The 21,382-nt window shown below is 65.1% G+C and carries 26 protein-coding genes; 6 read left to right on the top strand and 20 right to left on the bottom strand.

Going from position 1 to position 21,382, the window contains the following annotated elements:
* The 12 genes from WBB14_RS15080 to WBB14_RS15135 form a co-directional block, all read right to left on the bottom strand.
* Positions 1-828: RhtX/FptX family siderophore transporter (locus WBB14_RS15080; protein WP_424240564.1), on the bottom strand; the 828-nt coding region annotated here is incomplete at its 3' end.
* Positions 829-853: 25 nt separating this feature from the next.
* Positions 854-1,282: a cupin domain-containing protein gene (locus tag WBB14_RS15085; RefSeq protein WP_424240543.1), complete on the bottom strand. Its 429-nt coding sequence runs from the start codon at positions 1,280-1,282 to the stop codon at positions 854-856.
* Between the two features lie 56 nt (positions 1,283-1,338).
* A complete protein-coding gene (locus tag WBB14_RS15090; protein WP_424240565.1) occupies positions 1,339-3,381 on the bottom strand; it encodes a TonB-dependent siderophore receptor in 2,043 nt (680 codons plus the stop codon).
* Between the two features lie 196 nt (positions 3,382-3,577).
* Positions 3,578-4,456 carry a helix-turn-helix transcriptional regulator gene (locus tag WBB14_RS15095; RefSeq protein ID WP_424240544.1) on the bottom strand — a complete coding sequence of 293 codons (879 nt, stop codon included), beginning with the start codon at positions 4,454-4,456 and terminating at the stop codon, positions 3,578-3,580.
* A 96-nt stretch (positions 4,457-4,552) separates the two neighbouring features.
* Positions 4,553-4,882, bottom strand: a complete 330-nt coding sequence (locus WBB14_RS15100; RefSeq protein WP_424240545.1) for a hypothetical protein — start codon at positions 4,880-4,882, stop codon at positions 4,553-4,555.
* 152 nt (positions 4,883-5,034) lie between these two features.
* Positions 5,035-5,259, bottom strand: a complete 225-nt coding sequence (locus WBB14_RS15105) for a DUF3820 family protein (RefSeq protein WP_207469403.1) — start codon at positions 5,257-5,259, stop codon at positions 5,035-5,037.
* Positions 5,260-5,264: 5 nt separating this feature from the next.
* Positions 5,265-5,819 carry a cysteine hydrolase family protein gene (locus WBB14_RS15110; protein WP_424240546.1) on the bottom strand — a complete coding sequence of 185 codons (555 nt, stop codon included), beginning with the start codon at positions 5,817-5,819 and terminating at the stop codon, positions 5,265-5,267.
* 23 nt (positions 5,820-5,842) lie between these two features.
* Positions 5,843-6,400 (bottom strand): GNAT family N-acetyltransferase, encoded by a 558-nt coding sequence (locus WBB14_RS15115; RefSeq protein ID WP_424240547.1) that lies wholly within the window; start codon positions 6,398-6,400, stop codon positions 5,843-5,845.
* A complete protein-coding gene (locus tag WBB14_RS15120) occupies positions 6,381-7,310 on the bottom strand; it encodes a sigma-70 family RNA polymerase sigma factor (protein WP_424240548.1) in 930 nt (309 codons plus the stop codon). The genes WBB14_RS15115 and WBB14_RS15120 overlap by 20 nt, the downstream gene beginning before the upstream one ends.
* Positions 7,311-7,322: 12 nt before the next feature.
* The gene (locus tag WBB14_RS15125) at positions 7,323-7,769 is read right to left on the bottom strand and encodes a carboxymuconolactone decarboxylase family protein (RefSeq protein WP_332013863.1); all 447 of its coding nucleotides are present in this window, start codon (positions 7,767-7,769) and stop codon (positions 7,323-7,325) included.
* 113 nt (positions 7,770-7,882) lie between these two features.
* Complete coding sequence (locus tag WBB14_RS15130; RefSeq protein WP_424240549.1) at positions 7,883-8,530, bottom strand: glutathione S-transferase family protein; 648 nt, start codon at positions 8,528-8,530, stop codon at positions 7,883-7,885.
* Positions 8,531-8,541: 11 nt separating this feature from the next.
* A complete protein-coding gene (locus WBB14_RS15135; protein WP_424240550.1) occupies positions 8,542-9,015 on the bottom strand; it encodes an OsmC family protein in 474 nt (157 codons plus the stop codon).
* Positions 9,016-9,178: 163 nt separating this feature from the next.
* On the opposite strand from WBB14_RS15135, the gene WBB14_RS15140 reads away from it, so the two are divergent.
* Both WBB14_RS15140 and WBB14_RS15145 read left to right on the top strand, forming a co-directional pair.
* A complete protein-coding gene (locus WBB14_RS15140; RefSeq protein WP_424240551.1) occupies positions 9,179-9,604 on the top strand; it encodes a copper resistance protein NlpE in 426 nt (141 codons plus the stop codon).
* An 83-nt stretch (positions 9,605-9,687) separates the two neighbouring features.
* A complete protein-coding gene (locus tag WBB14_RS15145) occupies positions 9,688-10,425 on the top strand; it encodes an ABC transporter substrate-binding protein (RefSeq protein ID WP_424240552.1) in 738 nt (245 codons plus the stop codon).
* Between the two features lie 70 nt (positions 10,426-10,495).
* Here WBB14_RS15145 and WBB14_RS15150 read toward each other — a convergent pair whose 3' ends face one another.
* Both WBB14_RS15150 and fmdA read right to left on the bottom strand, forming a co-directional pair.
* Entirely contained in the window at positions 10,496-10,828 is a 333-nt protein-coding gene (locus tag WBB14_RS15150) for an FmdB family zinc ribbon protein (protein WP_424240553.1), read from the bottom strand.
* Between the two features lie 11 nt (positions 10,829-10,839).
* The gene (fmdA, locus tag WBB14_RS15155) at positions 10,840-12,069 is read right to left on the bottom strand and encodes a formamidase (protein ID WP_424240554.1); all 1,230 of its coding nucleotides are present in this window, start codon (positions 12,067-12,069) and stop codon (positions 10,840-10,842) included.
* A 260-nt stretch (positions 12,070-12,329) separates the two neighbouring features.
* Here fmdA and WBB14_RS15160 point away from each other — a divergent pair, with 260 nt between their 5' ends.
* Positions 12,330-13,523: a two-component system sensor histidine kinase NtrB gene (locus WBB14_RS15160; protein ID WP_424240555.1), complete on the top strand. Its 1,194-nt coding sequence runs from the start codon at positions 12,330-12,332 to the stop codon at positions 13,521-13,523.
* A 24-nt stretch (positions 13,524-13,547) separates the two neighbouring features.
* Here the strand turns inward: WBB14_RS15160 and WBB14_RS15165 are convergent, their stop codons facing one another.
* A complete protein-coding gene (locus tag WBB14_RS15165) occupies positions 13,548-13,937 on the bottom strand; it encodes a response regulator (protein ID WP_424240556.1) in 390 nt (129 codons plus the stop codon).
* A gap of 170 nt (positions 13,938-14,107) precedes the next feature.
* On the opposite strand from WBB14_RS15165, the gene WBB14_RS15170 reads away from it, so the two are divergent.
* On the top strand, positions 14,108-14,473 hold the full coding sequence (locus tag WBB14_RS15170) for a hypothetical protein (protein ID WP_424240557.1): 366 nt from the start codon (positions 14,108-14,110) through the stop codon (positions 14,471-14,473).
* Positions 14,474-14,515: 42 nt separating this feature from the next.
* Here WBB14_RS15170 and WBB14_RS15175 read toward each other — a convergent pair whose 3' ends face one another.
* Complete coding sequence (locus WBB14_RS15175) at positions 14,516-16,000, bottom strand: aminotransferase class V-fold PLP-dependent enzyme (RefSeq protein WP_424240558.1); 1,485 nt, start codon at positions 15,998-16,000, stop codon at positions 14,516-14,518.
* A gap of 108 nt (positions 16,001-16,108) precedes the next feature.
* Between WBB14_RS15175 and WBB14_RS15180 the strand changes: the two genes are divergently transcribed.
* Together WBB14_RS15180 and WBB14_RS15185 are read left to right on the top strand one after the other, a co-directional pair.
* Positions 16,109-16,582, top strand: coding sequence for an Lrp/AsnC family transcriptional regulator (locus tag WBB14_RS15180; protein WP_424240566.1), 474 nt, complete (start codon positions 16,109-16,111; stop codon positions 16,580-16,582).
* 206 nt (positions 16,583-16,788) lie between these two features.
* On the top strand, positions 16,789-17,946 hold the full coding sequence (locus WBB14_RS15185; protein WP_424240559.1) for a porin: 1,158 nt from the start codon (positions 16,789-16,791) through the stop codon (positions 17,944-17,946).
* A 174-nt stretch (positions 17,947-18,120) separates the two neighbouring features.
* Here WBB14_RS15185 and WBB14_RS15190 read toward each other — a convergent pair whose 3' ends face one another.
* The 4 genes from WBB14_RS15190 to WBB14_RS15205 form a co-directional block, all read right to left on the bottom strand.
* On the bottom strand, positions 18,121-18,483 hold the full coding sequence (locus WBB14_RS15190) for a winged helix-turn-helix domain-containing protein (protein ID WP_424240560.1): 363 nt from the start codon (positions 18,481-18,483) through the stop codon (positions 18,121-18,123).
* A 30-nt stretch (positions 18,484-18,513) separates the two neighbouring features.
* Entirely contained in the window at positions 18,514-18,819 is a 306-nt protein-coding gene (locus tag WBB14_RS15195) for a DUF4148 domain-containing protein (protein ID WP_424240561.1), read from the bottom strand.
* A 135-nt stretch (positions 18,820-18,954) separates the two neighbouring features.
* The gene (locus tag WBB14_RS15200) at positions 18,955-19,617 is read right to left on the bottom strand and encodes a class I SAM-dependent methyltransferase (RefSeq protein WP_424240562.1); all 663 of its coding nucleotides are present in this window, start codon (positions 19,615-19,617) and stop codon (positions 18,955-18,957) included.
* Positions 19,618-19,882: 265 nt separating this feature from the next.
* Positions 19,883-20,932, bottom strand: a complete 1,050-nt coding sequence (locus tag WBB14_RS15205; protein ID WP_424240563.1) for a Kelch repeat-containing protein — start codon at positions 20,930-20,932, stop codon at positions 19,883-19,885.
* Positions 20,933-21,382 lie beyond the last annotated feature (450 nt).

Below are 21,382 nucleotides of genomic sequence, written 5' to 3' on the forward strand. Positions count from 1 at the left end.
CAGCGCCAGCACGGCTCGCGCGCCCAGCCGGCCGATCAGCCATGCGCCGCCGCCGCAGCCCAGCAGCACCGTCACCACGCCCCCCGCCATGCCGATGCGCCCCACCGCCTCGACCGCCCAGCCCGCATCCACCAGGAACAGCTTGGACAGGCCGTAGCCCGCCACCGCCGTCATGGCCGACAGGAACGCGGCCGCGGCCAGGGCCCAGGCGCCAGGACGCCGCACGAAGGCGGCCAGCGTGGCGCGCTGCCGGGGCGTGGGCGCCGTCAGCGCGGTTTCGCGCCAGGCGGCCGCCAGCAGCAGGCTGAACGCCACCACCGCCGCCAGCGTCAGCAGCGCGCCGGTCTGGCCCACATGGCCGGCCAGCACCAGGCAGCCCGGTCCGCCGAAGAAAAAGCCCACCATCGTGCCGCCGACCTGCACGGCGTTGGCGCGCGCCAGCGCTTGGCCGTGGAAACGTTCCGCCGTCAACCCGTCGGTGGCGATGTCCTGCGTCGCGCTGGCCAATGAGGCCAACGCCATCAGCGCCACCACCCAGCACGCCGCCGCGGCATCGATGCCCAGGAAGGCCAGCGCCAGCAGGCAGGCCAGCACGATGGCCTGCATCGGCAGGATCCAGCTGCGCCGCCGCCCCATGGCGCGGGTCCAGCGGTTGTCCACCACCGGCGCCCACAGGAACTTCAGCACCCATGGCAGGCCAACCAGCGGCAGCCAGGCCAGCGCGTGCAGGTCCGCGCCATCGCGGCGCAGCAGCGTGGGCAAAGCCTCCATGGCCACGCCCAGCGGTATGCCTTGGGAGAAATACAAAGCGCCTATCATCACGAACATGCGTCCGTCTGCATTGCGGTTCACGTCAGATTTCCTTCAACGAGGGACTGCGGGATTGGGGCTCGTCCGCGCGGCGGTGTTCACTACCCTGCCCCGGCGTCACGAACAGGATCTTGCCGGGACAGGCCACGTGCAACCGGTGCCATACGCCGCGCGGCACGATGGCGCTGCGACGCGTATCCAGCAGCAGGTCGGTCTCGACGCCATCCTCGGCCATCAGGGTGACCACCACGCGCCCTTCCAGCACGCAGAGCATTTCGTCGCCGGCCGGGTGGCGTTCCCACACATCGCCATGGACGTCGGCGTCGCTGGCCACGGCCTTGATGCCGACCAGCCATTCGTCCTGCGGCGCAAGCCGCCGCAGCCGGCCCACGTCGCGCAAGGCGCCGTCGCGCCCCAGCGCCACGAAATGGTCCAGCCAGTCGAACACGGGCCCGCTATCGGGTGCATTCATCGATCTCTCCTTCTCGTTGGCGGCGGACATCCGCGAACGGCGCCCGCCGCGGCTCATCAGTATTCGGCGCGCAAAGTCAGCATGACGTTGCGGGGCTCGCCGTAGCGGTTGTTCCAGGCGGTGCCCGACAGGCTCTGGTAGTAGCCGCGGTCGAACAGGTTGTTGACGTTGAGCGACGCGGTCACGTGCTTGTCCACGCGGTAGGCCATGCGCAGATCCACCAGCGCGTAGCCGCCCTGGCGCAGCGTGACGGGGCCGGACACCGTGGAGTAGCCCGACTGCACCTGCAGGCCGCCGCCCACGCTCAGGCGCCGCTCCAGCCCGGGCAGGGCATAGTTCGTCCACAGCCGGAAGATATGCTTGGGCGTAAAGCGCGCAAAAGGCTGTCCGCCGGACTCCGAGTCCGTCAGGTATTTGCTGGTGTTGAAGGTGTAGCCCGCCGCCACCGTCCAGTAGGGCGTGATGCTGCCGGAGGCTTCGGCCTCGATGCCGCGGCTGCGGACTTCCCCGCCCGAAATGTAGTAGCAGTTGCGGCCCACGCAAGGCCAGGCCGGATCTTCCTGCGCGCGGTTCTTCTGCTGGATCTGGAATACGGCCAGCGACACGTTCAGCGCGCCGTCCGCCAGTTCGCCCTTGACGCCGGCCTCGTAGTTGGTGCCGGTGATGGGATCCAGCGGCTGACCGTCGCGGGTCAGCTCGCCCTGTGGCTGGAACACCTGCGCATAGCTGCCATAAAGCGACCACTGGCGGTCCAGGTCCACGATCAGCCCGCCGTACGGCGTGAACTCCGGGTCGATGCGCTGCCGCGCGCGCGGCGCGCTCTGGTTCCACCAGCTCATGCGTCCGCCCAGCACCAGGGTCACTGGATCGGCCAGCGAAAATCGGCCCATGCCGTAGACGCCTTGCTGCTTCAGCCGGGTTTCGCCGGGCGAGGTGTATGGCCCCACGCCCGGCTCGGGCACGCTGTGCGGGTCCCAGTCGAAAACGTTCACCGGCACGTTCGGATAAGGCGTCAGGTCCGCGCTGTACTGCTCGGACGTGGTGCGTTGGGCATTGCCGCCCAGCAACAGTTCATGGCGCCGGCCGAACAGTTGCACCGGGCCGCCGACATAGGCGTCCACGCTGGCCTGGGTGTTGTCGAACTTGTAGGCCGCGCCCATCAGGGATGAACCCAGCCCGGTCTGGCGGTCTATCGCGCCATAGGCCCCGGCGTACTTCAGGTTGCTGTCGGCGGTCAGGTAATTGGCGCTGACCTTGGCGCTCCAGCCCTGGCCGAAGCGATGCTCCAGGTCCGCGAACACACGCGTCGTATTCCAGTTGAAGCGGTCCCAGGCCGCGTCCAGATAGGTCGACCGCTTCAGGCCGATATCGCCGCCGTCCTTGTACAGCGGCACGCCGGCCATGTTGGTGGTGGAGCGGATGCGCTGGTATTGCAGGCCGGCGGACAGCACCGTGTCCGGCCCGAGGTCGACCTCGCCGATGCCGTAGAACAGCGCCGACTTCTGGTCCGCCACATCGTAGAAGTAGCCGCGGTCCTCCACGGCGCTGACGATGCGGCCGCGCACGCTGCCGCTGTCGTTCAGCGGGCCGCCCAGGTCGGCTTCCGCGCGGTAGCGGTCCCAGCTGCCGGCGCTGAGCGAGCCGTTGAAGGACAGTTCGCGCTGCGGCCGCTTGCGCACCAGGTTGACCGTGGCGGCGGGGTTGCCGGCGCCGTGCATCAGGCCGTTGGCGCCGCGCAGGATCTCCACGCGCTCGTACACCGCCATGTCCTGCGGCGACGCGGCCATGTTGCCCATCAGCACCGGCACGCCGTCCTGCTCGAACGAGTCCACCTTGAAACCACGCGCGTAGTACGCGGTGGTCAGCAGCTGATAGGGCTGCACCGTGATGCCGGTGGCGTGCTGCATTACCTCATCCAGGCTTTGCAGATTCTGCTCGCGCATCCGCTCCTGCCCGATCACCGTCACCGACTGCGGAATCTCGCGCAGCGTCAGCGGCAATTTGCCCAAGGTCGCCGTGCCCTGCGCCACACCCTCGCCACTGACCGTTACCGCCGGCAGGGATGCGGCCTCCTGCGCCAGCGCCGGTCCCGCCGCCACCGCCAACCACAGCGGCCAATGCCGCGCGCGCGCCGCATTCCTGCGCGGTGCGCCCGCCCCCGTTTTCGCCTGTTTTCGCACTGCCTGTCCTCTTAGAACTTTATTGAGAATAATTCTCAAATAATTCTAGAAATGACGGCGGCTGCGCGCTGGCGATTGCGGAAGTCTTGCTGGCGATTGCGGAAGTTTCGGCGCCTCAGCGGCCCGGCGCGACGCTGCTGGGCAGCACGCCGTAGCGGCGCAGGAATGCCTTGGTGAAGTGCGAATCGGTATAGCCGCAAGCGTAGGCCGCCTCGGATACCGTATAGGCGCCTTCGGCCAGCAGGACGTGGGCCTGCTCCATCCGCCGCTCGCGCACATAGGCGTAGACGCTCTGGCCGAAGAGCTTGCGAAAGCCGGTGGTGAGCTTGTTGACGTTCACGCCTGCGCGCCGCGCCAGTTCGGGCAGGGACGGTGGATCCTGCAGGTTCGCGGTAACCAGGTCGCGCGCATGATGCAGGCGCTCCACGTCCGCGCGCGCGAGGCCGCGCGTGTGCGTGTCCCGCTCCGCGGGCTGCAGCGCGCCCAAGGCGAGCGCGGCCAGCTCCAGCGCCTTGGCCGACAGGTACATGCGCTTGAGCGCGCCCTGCACCGGGCAGGCCAGCATCTGATGGCCCAAGGCCTCCAGCTTGCGGTCCGCCCGCATATTGGCTTCGACATAGGCGCCGTCGGTCCGCGGCGCGCGCAGCAGGCCAACCAGTTGGACCGGGTCCATGGAGAAGGCGTCTCGCAGGTGATCCAGGCCGGTGCGCAAGGACACAAAGCGCAAGGCCTGATGGGCGCCGAATTCATGTTCCATGCCCATGGCGTCCTGGCAGACGCTTAGGTGCAACGCAGGCCCGCTCACGCGGGTGGGCGCCGCGCCGCGCACGCTATAGCGTAGATCTCCATCCAGCACGAGCACCAGCTTCAGGCCGGGCTCCAAGCGCTCCTGCACCCTCTCGTCGCGGCCAAAGCGCAGCGTGCCGCCCGCCAGCGACATGGCGGGCGCGGCGGCCGATACGGTCCAATCGGGTTGAGGATGGGTGGCGGTCAAGGTAGCGGCTCCGCGGCGAGCAGCGCTGTTGATGAGATTGAATGTTATTACCGTTTGACCAGAACGGAAAGCCGCCCGCCTGGCGGGCGGCTCAATTTATTGCTGGCGCCGCTGCTCCAGTTCCTTCAGGCACTGCGCCACGCCGGACTGCATCTGCGCATTCGACACGGCGGCGCGGTCCGATACCTCGCGGCAGCGCACGTACTCGGCCTGGCTCTCCGGCGTATCCCGGATGACCGCCGGCGCGGCGCCGGGTTCGGGCGTGACCGTCATGCGCAGCGTGGAAGGCGGCGAGAGGCTGCCGTCCTTGGAGCGCACGCTGGGGTATTGGTATTCCTGCGTGGCGGGAGGCGCGTTCTGCGCTTGCGCGGCGCCCGCTGCGCACAGGGCAGCCAGCAGGAAGGCGGAAATGCGGAGTTTCTTCATGACGACCTCTCTTCAATGGACTGACGTCCAGGGCGCGGACCGCTGTCCCTGGACACGCCGTCCTATCGTATCTCCGGCCGTCCATGCGCGGCGTGCCAAGACGCTACACAATCCGCCACAGTTGTTTCCCGGGGTTTCTCCCGTGGCTCGGCCTACTTCTTCGCCGCGGACTGGCGCAAGGGTGCCAGCAATGAAGACAGCCCGTTGTGGTCGAGCTCGTGCATCAGGGCTAGCAGGCGCCCCAGTTCCCCCGGCGGAAAGCCCTTGCGCGCGAACCAGGCCAGGTACGGTCCGGGCAGATCGGCGATGAGACGCCCCTGGTACTTGCCAAAGGGCATGGTGCGCGTGACCAGCAGCGATAGCAGTTCGGGATCCATGGAGATCACCGTTCCGCCGCGGCGGCGGCGAAAACGATATCGGCAGCGGGCACGGCGGCGATCTTCACGCCGAAACTGGCAATGGACGACAGGGTCGCATTGTGATGCGCGCGGATCTGGGCGCCCGGCGCGTGCGGCTTGTCCTGGGTGGTGTGGGCATCGGCCGCCAGCGTGACGGGAAAGCCCAGCGCGGCCGCGCGGCGCACGGTCGTGTCCACGCAGAACTCGCTGGCATAGCCGCACACCACCAGCTCCGTCACGCCGGCTTGCGCCAGCGCGTCGGCCAATTCGGTGCGCAGGAAGGAATCAGGCGTGGTCTTGCGGACGCGGACGTCGCCATCCGCCGGCTGCAGCCGCAAGTCCAACTGCCAACCCGGCAGGCCATGATCCATGGCGCTGCCGGGACTTTCGTGCTGCACATAGATGACGGGCGCGCCAGCCTCGCGGGCGCGCCGGGCCAGCGCATTGATGCGGGCCAGCACGGCCTCGGCATCGGCCGGCGCGGGAGAGGCCTCGAACAGCGCGCGCTGCACGTCTATCACGATCAAAGCGGACGTCATGGTTCCCTCAAAGTGGTTGCGCGTCAGTCCTGTGCGGCGTTGGCGCGCGCGTACATCCAGAAATCGCGGGAAATGCCGCGCACCAGCCGGTAGCGACGCAACAGCCCCTCGCGCTGAAAGCCGCAGCGTTCCAGCACGCCGGCCGACGCCACGTTGGTATCCAGCACGGTGGCCTGGATGCGCGCAAAGCCCAGCTCGCGCAAGGCCCACACGGTCACGGTGTCACAGGCGCGCGTCGCAAAGCCGCGCCGCCAATACGGCGGCGCAACGTCATAGGCGATCTCCGCGCGCCGCGCGGACACGGAAATTTCGTTCAATCCTATGGTGCCCGCCAGGGCGCCATCCGCCGTGACGATCGCCAGGCGCAGGCTGTGCGATTCCGATGGCTGGCCATAACCGCGGATCAAGTTGACCAGCGCATCCGGCCCGTCCAACTGCCAACTGGTATGGCGCGTGACTGCCTCGTCACGCAGATAGGCGTGCCAGGCGGCGGCGTCCGCTTCCCGCAACGGGCGCAGCCGCAAGCCGTCCAGCCCCAGTTCGGGCAGATCTTGCAGGTAGTCAGTGAGGTTCGGAAGCATCCTGGGGCGCGATCGGCTGCGGCGGCAGCGCCGCGACATGGCGCAGCTTATCAGGGTTGCGCACGATGTAGATGGCGGTGATTCTGCCGTCGCGCACCTCCAGCGTGGTGGACCGGGGCAGACCGTCCAGTTCGATAGCCAGCACGCCCGGCATGCCGTTCAATTGCGTCACCACGGCCTCCAGGAACTGGCCGCTGGGTTTGGACGACAGGCCGGCGAAGAAGCGCGCGATCTTGTCGCTGCCCAGGATGGGCCTGAACACGGCCAGCTTCTTGCCGCCGCCGTCGGCGTGCAGCACAGCGTCCTGCGCCAACAGGCTGCGCAACGCATCCACGTCGCCCGCCCGCGACGCTTGCCAGAAGGCATCGGCGATACGCGCGCCTTCCTGTTCCGTCACCGCGAACCGCGGACGCGCATCGCGCACGCGGCTGCGCGCCCGCGCGGCCAACTGGCGGCAGGCGGCCTCGTTGCGGCCGAGCGTCGCCGCGATCTCCGCGAACGGCATGTCGAACACATCGTGCAGCAGAAAGGCGGCCCGCTCCAGCGCCGACAACCGCTCCAGCGCCAGCATCAGCGCCACCGACAGGTCGTGCGCGATCTCCCCCGCCCCCGCCGCCTGATAGCTGGCGGCATCGGGCAAGGGTTCCGGCAGCCATGGCCCGACGTATTCCTCGCGCCGCGCGCGCGCCGACTTCAGTTGATCCAGGCACAGCCGCGTGACCGTGCGCGACAGGAAGGCGCGCGGGGTTTCGACCTGGCCGCGGTCCGCGTCGCGCCAGCGCAGCCAGGCGTCCTGCACGATGTCCTCGGCCTCCGCCCATGAACCCAGCATGCGATAGGCCAGGCCCTGCAAATGCCTGCGATGAGGTTCGAAGTCGGCAACGGCATCGGGAATGGCTGACGCGCTCATGGAGCCAGGGCCTCAGTGCTTGGGATGCTGCGAGCGGAAACCGACGGCGATGCGGTTCCAGCTGTTGATCATATTGATGGCGACCGTCAGGTTGACCTGCTCTTCCTCATTGAAATGCCTGGCCATTTCGGCATAGTCGGCGTCCGGCGCGCCGGTCTGGGCAAGCCGGGTCAGCGCTTCCGTCCACGCCAGCGCGGCGCGCTCGCGTTCGCTGTACAACGAGGACTCGCGCCAGGCGTCCAGCAGGTACAGGCGCATTTCGGTTTCGCCCTGCTTGCGGGCGTCGGTCGAGTGCATGTACAGGCAGTAGGCGCAGCCGTTGATCTGCGAAGCGCGCATCTTCACCAGTTCAAGCAGGCTGTGTTCCAGGCCGCAGTTCTCGACGAAGTCATTCAGGGCGATCATCGCCTTCATGGCCTTGGGCGAGGCGGTGTAGGCGTTCAGACGGGCAGTGCTCATGGATCTTTCTCCAGCAAGGTCGGCGTGCGCCGCGGAATGCGGCGCCATTACCCCTAGGACGAGATAGCCCGGCACGATGTGACATCGCCCGCCGGAAAATTTGTAAATCCGGCCTAGAAATCCAGCCGCCCGCGCAACTCCCCGAACGGCACCATCACGTGCTCGCGATAGGCGGGACGGGCCTGCAGGCGTTCGTACCAGGCCTGCAGATGGGGCATGGGCGGATGCGGGATATCCAGTTCGAAGTAGCGGTAGAGCGTGGTGCCGGCCGGAATATCCGCCAGTCCCAGGGACTCGCCGCACAGATAGGGCCGGTCCGCCAGCGCGCGGTCCAACTGCCGCAGGCAGGCATGCGTGGCCGCGATGGCGCGCTCGATGGCCGCCGTGTCGCGCTGGGCCTCGGGCGTGCGGTAGTAACCCCAGAACACGCCTGTCAGGAAGGCCGGCTGCAAGGCGGTCTGGGCCCAGTCCATCCAGCCGTCGGCGCCCGCCCGTTGCGCCGGGTCGTCCGCCCAGAACCGGCCAGCGCCGTCGCGCGCGGCCAGATAGCGCAGGATGGCATGGGATTCCCACACTACCGTGGCGCCGTCGCGCAACAGCGGCACCTTGCCGTGCGGGTTCATGGCGCGGAACTCGGCCGTGTCCAGCAAGCCGAACTGGCCGCCGGCCAGCACGTGCTCGTAGTCCAGGCCCAGCTCTCCCGCCAGCCACAGCACCTTTTGCACATTGAACGAACTGCGGCGTCCCCAGATGGTCAGCATGGCGGCGGCCCTCAGTCGGCGTGCACGATGCGCGGCTCACAGCGCACCGGGAAATTGACCGAGTTGGCGATGAAGCAGAAATGATGCGCGCGCTCGTGCAGCTCGGCCGCCAGCGCCGCGTCGTCGCCGGCGCGGATGGTCACTTCGGGCCGCAGGGTGACGGCGCTGAAGGCGCCGCCGCGCTCGCGGTCCTCGACCATGACGCCTTCGGCTTCGTCGCGGTAGGCCTCCACCGTCACCCCTTCGACCGCGCAGAAGTGCAGATACCAGAGCTTGTGGCAGGCCGACAGCGACGCCACCAGCATGTCCTCGGGATTCCAGCGCGCGGGATCGCCGCGGAAGGCCGGATCGGACGAGCCGGGCACGTCGGGCTTGCCCGCCGCGCGGATCAGGTGGTCGCGGGAATAGGCCGCGTAGCTGGACGTGCCCGAGCCGGTGTTGCCGGTCCAGTCCACGGTGACGTTGTAACGGTGTTCGCCCTTCATCGGAATAGTCCTGTTCAAGAGGAAAAGCCCAGGCCGGCGCGCCTGGAAAACAACCTAGCGTACCGCATGCGCGGCCGCGCCAGGCCCGCGCGCTTTACATCCCGTTTCAGCACCGCCCCGTTACTATCCGTATCGTGACCGGTTTGCCAAACAGGAGCTCGCCATGATGAAAACCACCCTGACCTGCGCCCTGACGCTAGCCCTGCTCGCCGGCTGCGCGCCGTCCCGCCCCGGCGCCAGCGGCTCCGTGCCCGTCGACAGCCACACCGCCCGCGATTCGCTGGACTGGGCCGGCAGCTACGAAGGCACCCTGCCTTGCGCGGACTGCCCGGGGATCCGCACCCGCCTGACCCTGGAACAGGACGGCCGCTACGAAAGACAGACCCAGTACCTGGACCGCCAGCCGCAGCCCGAGGTCGTCACGGGGTCATTCAGCTGGGAATCCGACGGCAGCACCATCCGGCTCGACGCGTCCGGCGACAGCCAGCGCTATTTCGTCGGCGAAAACCAGGTGACCATGCTGTACCGCGACGGCACCCGCCCGACCGGCCCGCTGGCTCCGCACTACATCCTGCGCCGCGCCCAGTAACGCTTCGCGCAACGTGGGCGCTTGCGGCTATGCTTGCCGCATCGTCCGCGCCCGTGCGCGCGAACCCTACGCCCAAGGAAACCATGAAGACCGATCACGAGCTGCTCTCCGCCTTCGCTCCCACCGGCACGCTGCGCGCGTCCATCAACCTGGGCAATCCCATCCTGGCCCACGCCGACCCCGTCACCGGCCAGGCCGGCGGCGTGTCGGTGGATCTGGCCACGGAACTGGCGCGGCGCCTGGGCGTCGAGCTGGAGCTGGTGGTGTTCAAGTCGGCCGGCGAATCCGTCAACGCCGTGGCTGCCGAACAGGCCGACGTGGGCTTCTTCGCCATCGACCCGCTGCGCGGCGCCCAGATCGCTTTCACCGCGCCCTACGTGGTCATCGAAGGCGCCTACCTGGTACGCCAGGACTCGCCCATCGCCAGCATGGACGAAGTGGACCGCAAGGGCTTGCGCATCGTGGTCGGCAAGGGCAGTGCCTACGACCTGTACCTCACCCGCGAACTGAAGCAGGCGGAAATCTTCCGCGCGCCGACCTCGCCGGCCGTCGTCGACGCCTTCATGCAGGAAAACATGGAAGTGGCCGCAGGCGTGAAGCAGCAGCTTGAAGCCGACGCGCAGCGCCTGGGCGGCCTGCGCCTGCTGGACGGCCATTTCATGCTGATCCGCCAGGCCATGGGCGTGCCCAAGAGCCGCGGCGACAAGGCCAGCGCCTACCTGGCCGCCTTCGTCGAGGCCATGAAGAAATCGGGCTTCGTCGCCGAAGCCCTGGCCCGCCACAAGATCCAGGGCGCCGCCGTGGCGCCGCTGGAAACCTGACCCCACTGCTTACTCCCCGCAAAAACAAGGCCCCGCACAAGCGGGGCCTTTACACGTCGGCAGCGCGTCCTCAGTGGCTGATCATCCAAGGCCTCGCGCCCGCGAATGATTTCGCCCCGTCTGGCGCAGTGCGCGTCTTGCCCCCCGCCTTGCCGCCGGAACAGCAGCCGCAATTCATGCCGTGGCCGGACCGCGAACTGCGTGGTTCGTGCGCGCTGCGCTCGTTCACCGCACGCGCCCGGTTCACTGCCGACGACAACGCCGAAATCGCCGGCGCTCCGCCCACGATGCGGCCGCACATCGCGCCACATTGGGGGCAGGCGGCGGGATCGCGCCACTGGGCCAGGGGCACCAGCGCCGCGAACTCGCCGCAGTCGCCGCAGGCATAGTCATACATGGGCATGGCGGCGTCTCCTAGCGGTCGCGCGACAGCGGCATGTCCACGCCGCCCTGGATGTGCTTGACGGGTCCGGACGCCGACGGCTGGATGTCGAAATCGAAGATCTCCGTGGGCAGCCACAGCGTGGCGCAAGAGTTGGGTATGTCGACCACCCCGCTGATATGCCCCTGCACCGGCGCGCAGCCCAGCAGCGAATACGCCTGGGCACCCGAATAGCCGAACTTCTTCAGGTATTCGATGGCGTTCAGGCAAGCCTGCCGGTACGCGACGTTCACGTCCAGGTAGTGCTGCTTGCCGGATTCATCCACCGAAATGCCCTCGAAGATCAGGAAGTCCTTGTAGGCCGGCGTGATCGGGCTGGGCTTGAAGATCGGGTTCTTGATCGCGTACTTCTCCATCCCGCCCTTGATCAGCGACACGCGCATGTGCACCCAGCCCGCCATCTCGATGGCGCCGCAGAAGGTGATCTCGCCGTCGCCCTGCGAGAAATGCAGGTCGCCCACCGACAGGCCGCCGCCCTTCACGTAGACCGGGAAAAACACCCGCGCGCCACGCGACAGGTCCTTGATGTCGCAGTTGCCGCCATGTTCGCGCGGCGGCACGGTGCGCGCGCCCTCGCCCGCCGCCTTGTCGCGGTCGGCGCCCTGCATTGCGCCCATGTGCGCCGTCTTCGGCGCGGGCGGGTTGGCCAGCGGCGGCACGCGGTTGGGATTGGTATCGATCAGCGCCTGCTCGCGCCGGTTCCAGGTGTCCAGCAGCTTCTTGTCGGGCAGGCAGCCGATCAGCCCGGGATGGATCAGACCCGCGAAGTTGACCCCTGGAATATGGCGCGACGAGGTGAACATGCCATGGAAATCCCAGATGGATTTCTGCGCATGCGGAAAATGCTCGGTCAGGAAGCCGCCGCCGTTATTGCGGCTGAAAAAGCCGTTGAACCCCCACAGGCTGTCCGGCTTGGCGCCGATATCCAGCAGGTCCACCACCAGCAGGTCGCCCGGTTCGGCCCCTTCCACGCCCACCGGTCCCGAAAGAAAGTGCACCGTGGACAGGTCCACGTCGCGGACGTCGTCGGCGCTGTCGTCGTTCTTGATCGCGCCGCCGGTCCAGTCATAGGTTTCCAGCACGAAGTCGTCCCCCGGCTTGACCCACACGGCCATCGGAATATCCGGATGCCAGCGATTATGGATCTGCTTGTTTTCGTAGGGGGATTGGGCCAGGTCGACCTTGATGAGGGTGTCAGTCATTCTCTTTCATCTCCAACGTAACGTGTTGATAAAACAGAAATTTCCATCTTCGACCGTCTGGTATGAATGCGCGTTGCGGCGCTTGTGGGCCGTAGATATGTGAAGCACAGTAGGCGAGTTTCAGGCAGCCGTAAACTGGGATTACGACCAGTACCTACGGGAGAATTCAGGGAGCAGGACGTGTGCCGGCGCCGCACCGTTGCACGGTCGGTTTCGTCGATGAATAATTGATGCTCCCAGTACCGCGAATTGGAGTTCCAATGAGCATCGTCGAGCCCCCGGAAGAAGGGACCGCTGCCCCCTCCAGCAGCTTGGCGCAATTGGATGAGCCCTACCGCTACCAGCTTCTGGTGGAGGCCGTCCTTGACTATGCGATATTCCTGCTCGACGCCAATGGCGTCATCGCAAGCTGGAATGCCGGCGCACAGCGCTTCAAGGGCTACGAAGCAGCCGAAATCATCGGGCAGCACTTCTCGCGCTTCTACACCGATGAAGATCGTGCCAAAGGCGTCCCACAGCGGGCGTTGGCGATCGCATCGAGCGAAGGCAGATTCGAGGCGGAGGGATGGCGCGTACGCAAGGACGGCTCGCGCTTCTGGGCCAGTGTAGTAATAGATCCCATACGGGATGGCTCGGGCAGCCTCATCGGCTTCGCCAAGGTCACACGCGATATCACTGAAAAGCAACGAAGCCAGCTCGAGCTACAGGCAACCCAGCAGGCTCTGCATCGGGCCCAGCGCATGGAAGCGCTGGGACGCGTGACTGGCGGGCTGGCCCACGATTTCAACAACTTCATCTCGGTCATCAACGGGGCCGCTGAATTGCTGCGCAACCCCGAACTCGCCCCAGAAAAGCGCCTCAAGTACCTCAATGCGATTGCGGATACGGCGCAGCGGGCAACCCACCTGACGCAGCAAATGCTCGCGTATGCGCGCCGCCAGCCTCTCGAGCCATCCCATGTGGACGTGGGCCTATGCATCGAAGGAATGAAGCCGATCTTCCAGGCAACACTTGGCTCCGCCGTCCGGGTGCACTACCAGCTCCCGAATGACCCATGCCTCATTTGCGCGGACGTCAGCCAGCTGGAAAACGCCTTGTTGAATCTGGTGGTCAATGCCGGAGACGCTATGCCTTTCGGCGGCAATGTCAGGATTGCAGTCAGCTGCGTGGATTCGCATCCAGATGAACAAGGACGCCTCGCCCCGGGACCATTTGTAGCAGTCAGCGTTTCGGACGACGGCGAAGGCATCGCGCCGGAAATTCTGGACCACATCTTTGAACCCTTCTTCACCACCAAGCCGGAAGGGAAAGGAACAGGCTTGGGCTTGAGCCAGGTTTTCGGGTACGTCTCGCAAACAGGAGGCCACATTGACGTGGTCAGCTCCGCCCAGGGGGGTACGACATTCACCCTTTACTTCCCCAAGGCCTCCCCCGAAAAGGCGGCCGAACAATGATGATTTTCCGCCTCGCCTGCTTCCTCAGTAGCTGAGACACAGCACGGTTTCCAATTCACGGATCAGATGATCCGCAGCCCATGGCTTCAGGATGAACTTTGTCGCTGGCGGAAGATCGCCCGCTGCGGGGTAATGACGGCCGGACGTAAGAAGCACGGCAATTTCGGGCGATTGACTGCGTATTCGCGCCGCCATCTCGAGACCATCCATGGAGCCTGGCATCTCGATGTCCGTAATGACCGCGCGTATGTCGGGACGCTCCCCAAGCCGCTGCAGCGCCTCATCGGCATTGCCCGCCTCGCAAACGGCATAGCCCTCGCCGGCCAGTATCTCGGCCAGAATCCATCGGGCGGTCTCGTTGTCATCCACAACGAGAACAACCTTCTGCCCGGCGCGGGTTTTGGCATCCGTCATATGTCCTAGCCTGAAGAGTGGAGTCGATGGATTCCCGAAACATCATCGGCACTCGCAAGTCAGCAAGCGCCATGCCTGTGCACAAGGCGCCATGCCGCCTCGGCCGATGCCCCGATTTTCCCAGCAGTTATGATGCAGCCCATTCTGTCGCACTATCAAGGTATCTCCGCATGGCCGCCCTCAACCGCCGTACTCTCGCCGTCCTGCTCCTCTGCACCGCCAGCGCCAGCGCGCCCGCAGTCGCGGAAGACTGCATCGCGCAGATCGATGCGGAGCAGGCGCGCATCGACCGCGCGCAGGACGTGCAGCGCACGCGCGAGGCGTCCAATGACCTGCAATTGAATCGCGAACTGTGCCAGGGCCGGCTGGACCTGCTGGATGCCCGGTACGCCCTGGTCGACGACTTCGAGGCCTGCCGCCGCAAAGGGGTGGAGTTTCCGGCAAAGATGGCGCGCGCGCTGAGCGACGCGTCCGACGAGCTGGCGGACAAGAAGGCCGCATGGATCAGAACCTGCGGCCTCCAGATGAAGGACTGACTCAAGGATTGCGCGGCCCGCCTAGAGCGGCGGGCGCGCGTCTCACGCAGCCTGCTTGTCGGCGCTCTTCGGGAAGAAAATGGCGCGGCTCGGATCGAAGCCGTAGCGCTGCTCGAACTCGGTTGCGTCCGCGGCCAGCGCCAGCACCGAATCCAGGATGAAATCGGCCTTCTCGTCAGCCAGCAGCACGCTGAAGTTCAGGCGGATGAAGCCCGGTTTTTCCATTTCCCGGCCGTCCAGGATGGCCTGGCGCATCTGCAGCGATTCATCCGCGCCGATATCCAGCAAGCGATGCACGTAGGGGCCCGCGCAAGCGCAGCCGCCGCGCGCCTGGATGCCGAAGCGGTCGCTCAGCATGCGCGTCACCAACTGCTGATGCACGAAGCCGCCGCGGCCGTTGCGCACCCGGAACGAGAAGATCGGCAAGCGTGCCGCCGTCAGCGAGCCCAATAGTTCCAGCTGCGCCGCGCCCTGCCATCTGGCCAGCGCGCGTTGCACGAAGTGTTGATTGCGCTGGCGCATGAAGTCCGCGCCCAGGGCCTCCTTCACCAGCAACACCAGGGCGGCGCGGATATCGCCCACCACATTGGGCGTGCCCGCTTCCTCGCGCGCTTCCAGGCTGCCGCTGTAGTCGTGGCCCACGGGCGAAACGAAGCGGACCGTGCCGCCGCCCGGCCAGGTGGGCGTGGTGTCCAGCACCGCGTCGCGGCGCACGATCAGCACGCCCGAAGCGCCCGGGCCGCCGATGAACTTGTGCGGCGAAAAAACAATCGCGTCGATCGCCGCATCGGCGGCGGGCGTCATCTGCATGGGCAGATAGGGCGCGCCGCCGGCGTAATCCCACAGCATCTTCGCGCCCGCGGCCTTGACCCGGCGGGTCACCCCCGCCACGTCCGCCACGATGCCGGTCACGTTCGAAGCCGCCGACAGCGCGCAAACGACCAGCGCGCCCTCCCCGGCTTGCAGCGCCGCATCCAGCTGCGCCAGATCGGGGCCGCCTTCCGGACTTTCCGCCAGTTCGACGATTTCCGCGCCGCATTCGCGCCACGGCAGGATGTTGGAATGATGCTCGTAGGGCCCGATGATGACGCGGACCTTGTTGCCGGCGGCGAGCGCCTCGCGCACGCCGAACAGATGCACCAGCCGGTTGATCCCCGCCGTCGCGCCCGAGCCCGCAAAAATCACCGCGTGCTCATCGCCCGCGCCGCAGCAGCGCGCAATCGCCGCGCGCGCCTCGCGGCGCAGGCGGGTAATGAAACCGCCGCAATAAGACGCCTCGGTATGCGAGTTGGCGTAGTACGGCAACACCTGCTCCAGAACGAAGCGCTCGACCTGCATCAGCGCCCGGCCGGACGCAACGTAATCCGCATAGACCAGCGGCTTGACGCCATAGGGGCCGTCGACCACCGCATCCTTGCCGATCAGCCCATCGGCCAGCGCCGCGGCGATGTCGTCCGCCTTCAGGCTTTCTTGAAATTGCTGCAACGGCGTAGCCGGGGCGGAGGCTGTTTTGGTGGTCGTATTCATGTCGAAGATATTCCTGGGAACGTCGAAATATCATACGATGGGATGAAATTTGAAACCTCACCTAATTTTTGCCGGAATTTCCAAAAATTGGGTCATTTGATCTTTTTTATGGAAAAAATAGACAAGTTCGATCTGAATATAATCTCCTGCCTGCAAAAGGACGGCGCGCTGTCGCAACGCGAGCTGGCCGATCGCGTCGGCTTGTCGCAAAACGCCTGCTGGCGCCGGCTGCAGCGGCTGAATGCCTGCGGCATCATTCGCGGCACCCGGGCCGAGGTCAACCTGGTCGAACTGGGGCTGGACCTGACGGTATTCGTCATGATCCGCACCAGCCACCACGCCAAGACCTGGGCCGACGGCTTTCGCCAGCACGTGGAACGGCTGCCCGAAGTGACTGAGTTCTATCGCATCGGCGGAGACTGGGACTACCTCATCAAAGTGGTCTGCCGCGGCATGGCCGGGTACGACCGCTTCTACCAGAAGCTGATCACGGATTTCGAGCTGTCAACGGTGACGGGGTTCTTCAGCATGGAGGCGATCATCGAGAACCGGCCGCCGGATTTGGGGGTGCTGGAGGGGTAAGCCCGGTGAGCATGGCGCATGGGACGCGCGAACCATGCGGACATGACAAAACCGTGATGACGCGACGATCGGATTTGTAATTCCATTGACCGCGGATTGTCGGGCAACGGCCTTCACACTGGCCCTGCCCATCCGCCAGAAGACATGCTTTCCGTGGCTTCCGGTCGGTGTGACGCATATCGATCTTCCCTGCTCACGGAGTCCCCATGAAAAAGCTATACGCCGCGGCGGCCGCCACGGCACTGTCCGGCGCCGCCTATGCGCAGCCCTCTTCCGTCACCCTCTATGGCCTTATCGATACCGGCATCGGCTATGCCAACGTCGACGGCGCCTACACCGATCCCGCCACCGGCAGCCGCACCCGCGTCGACAGCAGCCGCATCGGATCCACCACCGGCACCACCGCGGGTTCGCGCTGGGGCCTGCGCGGCAAGGAAGACCTGGGCGACGGCCTGTATGCGCTGTTCCAGCTGGAGTCGGGCTACGACAGCCGCAACGGCAACTCGCTGCAGAGCGGCCGCCTGTTCGGCCGCGAAGCCACGGTGGGCCTGGGCAGCGCCGACTGGGGCGAAGTGCGCCTGGGCAGGCAGTACAACGTGGCCGCGCGCTACTTCACCGGCATGTTCGGCTCATCGTTCGGCGGCGGCTTCAATCAGTTGAACACCGGCGCCGGCCTGGGCTTCAGCTCGGCCTACTTCGTGCGCTACGACAACCTGATTGTCTACGAAACCCCGTCGATGGGCGGCTTCAAGGGCGCCGTCGGCTACGCTTTCAACGCCGACGACCGCCGCCTCGCCCAGACTGGCTTCGCCACCGCCGACAACACCCGCGCCATCACGGCGGGCCTGCGCTACGACAACGGGCCCGTCATGGGCTTTGCCACCTACGACCAGCTCAACGCCTCGAACAAGCTGAGCCAGAGCCAGGTCGATGCCACGCCGCGCTCCTACATCATCGGCGGCTCCTACGACTTTGAAGTCGTCAAGGTGGCCCTGGCCTACAACCGCATGACCGACGGCTGGTTCGCCGGCAAGGGCTTCCCCAACGGCGGCAGCATCGGCGGATTTACCGGCACGCCATCCTACGCCTTCGTCAAGGGCTTCCGCTCCAATGCCTACATGCTGGCGCTGGCTGCCCCCGTCGGCAAATCCGGCGGCGCGTTCGCGTCGTGGCAGCGCGCCGACGCCAACAACAAGCAGCTTACGGGCGGCGATGCCACCAGCAACACCTATAGCCTGGGCTACAACTACAACCTGTCCAAGCGCACCGATCTGTATGCGGTGGCGTCCTACACCACCAACTGGGCCTTTCTGGACAACGCCAAGGCGACCGAAGTGAACATGGGCATCCGCCATCGGTTCTAGCGCCAGTCCCGCTGCATTCATAAGACGCTGCACGCAGGGAATCTCTTGATCTGATCCTCCTCCGCGAAGGGAAGGCCAGATGATCGCCGCGCACCTTCCGGGTGCGCGTTTTTTCCCTTTGGTATCGCGCGGCATTCGGCTGCCGGACGCGCGCCGTTCAAGGACTGGCGCAGGTCAAAGTGCGCCTTCCTTCAGCATATAGCTGCCGCCCCGTATCGTATGCAGCAGTTTGGGCCCCGAACCAGCGTCGACTTTTTTGCGCAGCCGACGCATCGCGACCGCAACGGCGTGGGACTTGAAATTGCGTTTGTCGTGGATATGCAGCTTCATCTTCCAGACCTGCTCGGCGAGTTCCCATCCCACGCACACGACGCCGGGCCGCTGCATCAGGAAAGCCAGCAAGCCGAACTCCTTGGGCGTCAGCGGCAGGAACTGCAGGTTGCGGTAAGCGCGGCAACGCAACAAGTCCAGCTCCAGGTCGGCAAGCTGCAACCTGGGGCTGGACTCGGGGGGATTGATTACGGAGGATTCAGCCACGCCGGGCTCTCCCGCCGCGCCAACCTGCTATCAGCGCAGCGCGTTCTGGCGCTGCACTTCGGCCTGGTATTCCGGCCCCGAGCGCAGACGGAAGTATTCAGTAAATGCAGCCTTGTACTCCGGGCTGTAGATGTCTGGCGTCTCTTCGCCACGCCAGAACCGGTCCACGCCCGCACGCTTCCAGAGCGCCAAATCGGCCAACACTTCAGCGCGCGTCAATGACGGACCGTAGGGGTTGGCCAGGCCAGCGGGAGGCGGCGCGGACTGCGCCAGCGCCGCGCCGGTAGCGGCGGCCGACAGCGCCAGGATCAATGCGGCTTTGCGGATCATCTGCATGCTTAATTCCTATGTATCGTGGTGGGGACTGCACGATCAAATTCTAGGAAAGCGATGCAGACAGAAAGCGGATAGCGGGATTACGTTTTTGAAATGGTGGGCCATACGGACGCGGCCGCGCGCAGCGCCACGCCGCTACCAAGCCAGGCCCTGCTCCGCGAATCCGAGACGTCGCGGCCTCAAAAACACATAGCAGTGCTGGAACCCGTCCGCCACGACGTGGCGCGCGCCCGTCATCCCCGCGATGCCGGGCTCAAATGTCTTGAAGACTTGAAACCCTCTGGCCTGCTCGACCTTGAAGCTCAGGCGGTCGGGCTTGTCGTTGTAGCCGAGCACCAGCATCCCATCGCTGGTCAGGACCCGATGGCATTCAAACATCAATTGATTGAATGCTTCCTCGGTATCCAGGCCGAAACCGATAAGTCCATTGGCGAACACCACATCAAAACTATGGGGCGGATAGTAGGAAGACAATTCAGTCGCCGAACCCGCCACATGCCTATTGGGCTGGCCATAAACCGCATTGCGCGGATTCAGGTCTATTGAATAGAAATCTAGGTCCAGTAGCCGAGGGTAGTGCCAATTGTGCTTGTCCAGGCCGATAAAAAGGCATCTGGCCACAGGAGCCGCGGCGCCACGCCGGAAATGCTCATTGACGTAGCCAAAGACCTCTTGCTCCATGAACATTCGGCTAGGCACCCGTAGCCGGAAATCGGCGCCTAGCGCTCTTAGAAGAGCCGGAGAAACTCGGAAAACAACGCGCTTCAGGGCGTAGATTATTTTCTTGACGAACTTCATGAATCCCAAATACCCCAAAAAATTCCCGAATGGCGTCGAGCACGCTAACGGCGTTGCCGTTGGCCATCAGCCGCACTGTCAAATTTTAGGTTTGGGGGGATTTCTCTATCCGGATTTTTTCTGAACTGGTAATTGGTTTTTTTTGTATCGATGACAGGCCGTAATACTCGTTCTTTTGGGACACAACCCACAGATCAAACCAACAGTATGGGAGCCCGGACAGGGCTGCCCGACAGGCAGAAGTTTGATATATCGATTTATCCAGCTAATTTGCAGTCCGGGGGCCCAACACGAAGATGTCATTCAGCTCCGGACCGCCTCCCTGGTCGGCGCTACCAGCCGAGATGTATACGAGACCCTTGTGCAAACTAGCCTGAGTACCGTGCCTGCCTACCGGCAATGGCGGCAAGGTTTCCCAGCGGCCAGTCACGGGATCGTAGGCTTCCACCTCCCGGTGCGCTTTCTGTTGACGCACGCTTTCGCCACCCATCACCAGCAGTTGCCCCCCCAGTGAAACTGACGCCGTGCCGCCCCGCGGCGTAGGTAGGGGCGTATCCAAGGTCCGCCACTGCCCGGTAGCAATGTCATAGACATCTACCTCAGGAATGACGAGGGCCAGCGTTTGATTGCTCTCGTAGGAGGTTCGTCGACCGCCAGCGGCATATAGCTTGCCGTCAATGGCTACAGAGTGGAAATGATCACGGCTGCGTGGCGCATCTGGCAGCGTCTTCCAAATGCCGGTGGCAGGATCAAAGGAGTCCAGCCAGGACACGTAACCGCTCATGTGGCCGCGCGTATTTCCGCCCACCACATAGATCAATCCACCATGGGCGACCACGCCACTCGCGCCACGCCGGCGGTTGGGAGGGACCGCCGGCCCCCTGGTCCACCGGTTGACGCTGGGGTCGTAGATGAGCACATTGGGCTGCGGCGCCTCTTCTGGGAAACTGCCAGTAAGCGCACCCAGCACGTAAAGTTTGCCCTCATGCGCTACAGCCTGTACGTGGTGAATCTCAACGGGCGGCTGCGCGCCTTGGGTCCAGCGGCCGGTTGCAGGGTCGAAAATATCCAGTGGACGCCTGCCGCGCCCGCCCAGTAAATAGAGACGGCCATTGAGCGCGACGAAGCCATTCTCATGGCGCGCGGTCGCCCTACCCTCCGTACGCGGCGCGCTCCACTCCAAGCCTGGCTCCGCGGCAAGGGCGGTCGCTATTGCGGGTTCAGTTGTTTCGGCGGGCGCGCTACCCGTGCCAAGCATCAGCACGACGGTTGCCAACGCGCTCCGCAGGAAAATACGGCGTTGGATTTGGTTCATGCGTTCTGCCTCTTGGGTCAGTGATTGAGTGACAGATACGAGGTCCTCCTGGGCTTCATCGGACGACGTACGTACTCAGTCTAGCCCCCGTCACCGCCACGGCAATCCTCTCTTTTTTGGAGATTGCCAATAGCGGGAACGCCGTGCGGTAATCGATATTTTTGAGAGGCGAATGCTTCGCACATTCGCTAGCGAGCGGATGTTGGATTTAATCGGCTTCGAAAAAAAGGTGTCAGATTCTGAGGTTTCCCCACGGATTTCCAGGGAAACGCATTCTGAATCAATGGCTTGTTGCGCAGAGCGGGGGCAAGCTTTTAGCTTATGGTGATCAGGGCATGCATGGCACCAGTCTTATACCCTTCATAAGGCGACCAAACCGTTTGAAGGAAGACAGGCCATGCACGCAGTCGGAGTATTGCAGAAACTGCTCCAGGATTCGATCCCCAGCCT

The organism is Achromobacter sp., assembly GCF_049647645.1.
Taxonomy (GTDB): domain Bacteria; phylum Pseudomonadota; class Gammaproteobacteria; order Burkholderiales; family Burkholderiaceae_B; genus Achromobacter.

Bases quoted from the DNA above. Each gene is read 5' to 3' on its own strand.
- WBB14_RS15145 (WP_424240552.1), top strand. From the start codon at position 9,688: ATGAAGACCGATCACGAGCTGCTCTCCGCCTTCGCTCCCACCGGCACG.
- WBB14_RS15110 (WP_424240546.1), bottom strand. From the start codon at position 5,819: ATGACGTCCGCTTTGATCGTGATAGACGTGCAGCGCGCGCTGTTCGAG.
- WBB14_RS15195 (WP_424240561.1), bottom strand. From the start codon at position 18,819: ATGCAGATGATCCGCAAAGCCGCATTGATCCTGGCGCTGTCGGCCGCC.
- WBB14_RS15150 (WP_424240553.1), bottom strand. From the start codon at position 10,828: ATGCCCATGTATGACTATGCCTGCGGCGACTGCGGCGAGTTCGCGGCG.
- WBB14_RS15160 (WP_424240555.1), top strand. From the start codon at position 12,330: ATGAGCATCGTCGAGCCCCCGGAAGAAGGGACCGCTGCCCCCTCCAGC.
- WBB14_RS15105 (WP_207469403.1), bottom strand. From the start codon at position 5,259: ATGGATCCCGAACTGCTATCGCTGCTGGTCACGCGCACCATGCCCTTT.
- WBB14_RS15130 (WP_424240549.1), bottom strand. From the start codon at position 8,530: ATGCTGACCATCTGGGGACGCCGCAGTTCGTTCAATGTGCAAAAGGTG.
- WBB14_RS15140 (WP_424240551.1), top strand. From the start codon at position 9,179: ATGATGAAAACCACCCTGACCTGCGCCCTGACGCTAGCCCTGCTCGCC.
- WBB14_RS15120 (WP_424240548.1), bottom strand. From the start codon at position 7,310: ATGAGCGCGTCAGCCATTCCCGATGCCGTTGCCGACTTCGAACCTCAT.
- WBB14_RS15115 (WP_424240547.1), bottom strand. From the start codon at position 6,400: ATGCTTCCGAACCTCACTGACTACCTGCAAGATCTGCCCGAACTGGGG.
- WBB14_RS15125 (WP_332013863.1), bottom strand. From the start codon at position 7,769: ATGAGCACTGCCCGTCTGAACGCCTACACCGCCTCGCCCAAGGCCATG.
- fmdA (WP_424240554.1), bottom strand. From the start codon at position 12,069: ATGACTGACACCCTCATCAAGGTCGACCTGGCCCAATCCCCCTACGAA.
- WBB14_RS15170 (WP_424240557.1), top strand. From the start codon at position 14,108: ATGGCCGCCCTCAACCGCCGTACTCTCGCCGTCCTGCTCCTCTGCACC.
- WBB14_RS15165 (WP_424240556.1), bottom strand. From the start codon at position 13,937: ATGACGGATGCCAAAACCCGCGCCGGGCAGAAGGTTGTTCTCGTTGTG.
- WBB14_RS15085 (WP_424240543.1), bottom strand. From the start codon at position 1,282: ATGAATGCACCCGATAGCGGGCCCGTGTTCGACTGGCTGGACCATTTC.
- WBB14_RS15185 (WP_424240559.1), top strand. From the start codon at position 16,789: ATGAAAAAGCTATACGCCGCGGCGGCCGCCACGGCACTGTCCGGCGCC.
- WBB14_RS15200 (WP_424240562.1), bottom strand. From the start codon at position 19,617: ATGAAGTTCGTCAAGAAAATAATCTACGCCCTGAAGCGCGTTGTTTTC.
- WBB14_RS15100 (WP_424240545.1), bottom strand. From the start codon at position 4,882: ATGAAGAAACTCCGCATTTCCGCCTTCCTGCTGGCTGCCCTGTGCGCA.
- WBB14_RS15205 (WP_424240563.1), bottom strand. From the start codon at position 20,932: ATGAACCAAATCCAACGCCGTATTTTCCTGCGGAGCGCGTTGGCAACC.
- WBB14_RS15135 (WP_424240550.1), bottom strand. From the start codon at position 9,015: ATGAAGGGCGAACACCGTTACAACGTCACCGTGGACTGGACCGGCAAC.
- WBB14_RS15180 (WP_424240566.1), top strand. From the start codon at position 16,109: ATGGAAAAAATAGACAAGTTCGATCTGAATATAATCTCCTGCCTGCAA.
- WBB14_RS15175 (WP_424240558.1), bottom strand. From the start codon at position 16,000: ATGAATACGACCACCAAAACAGCCTCCGCCCCGGCTACGCCGTTGCAG.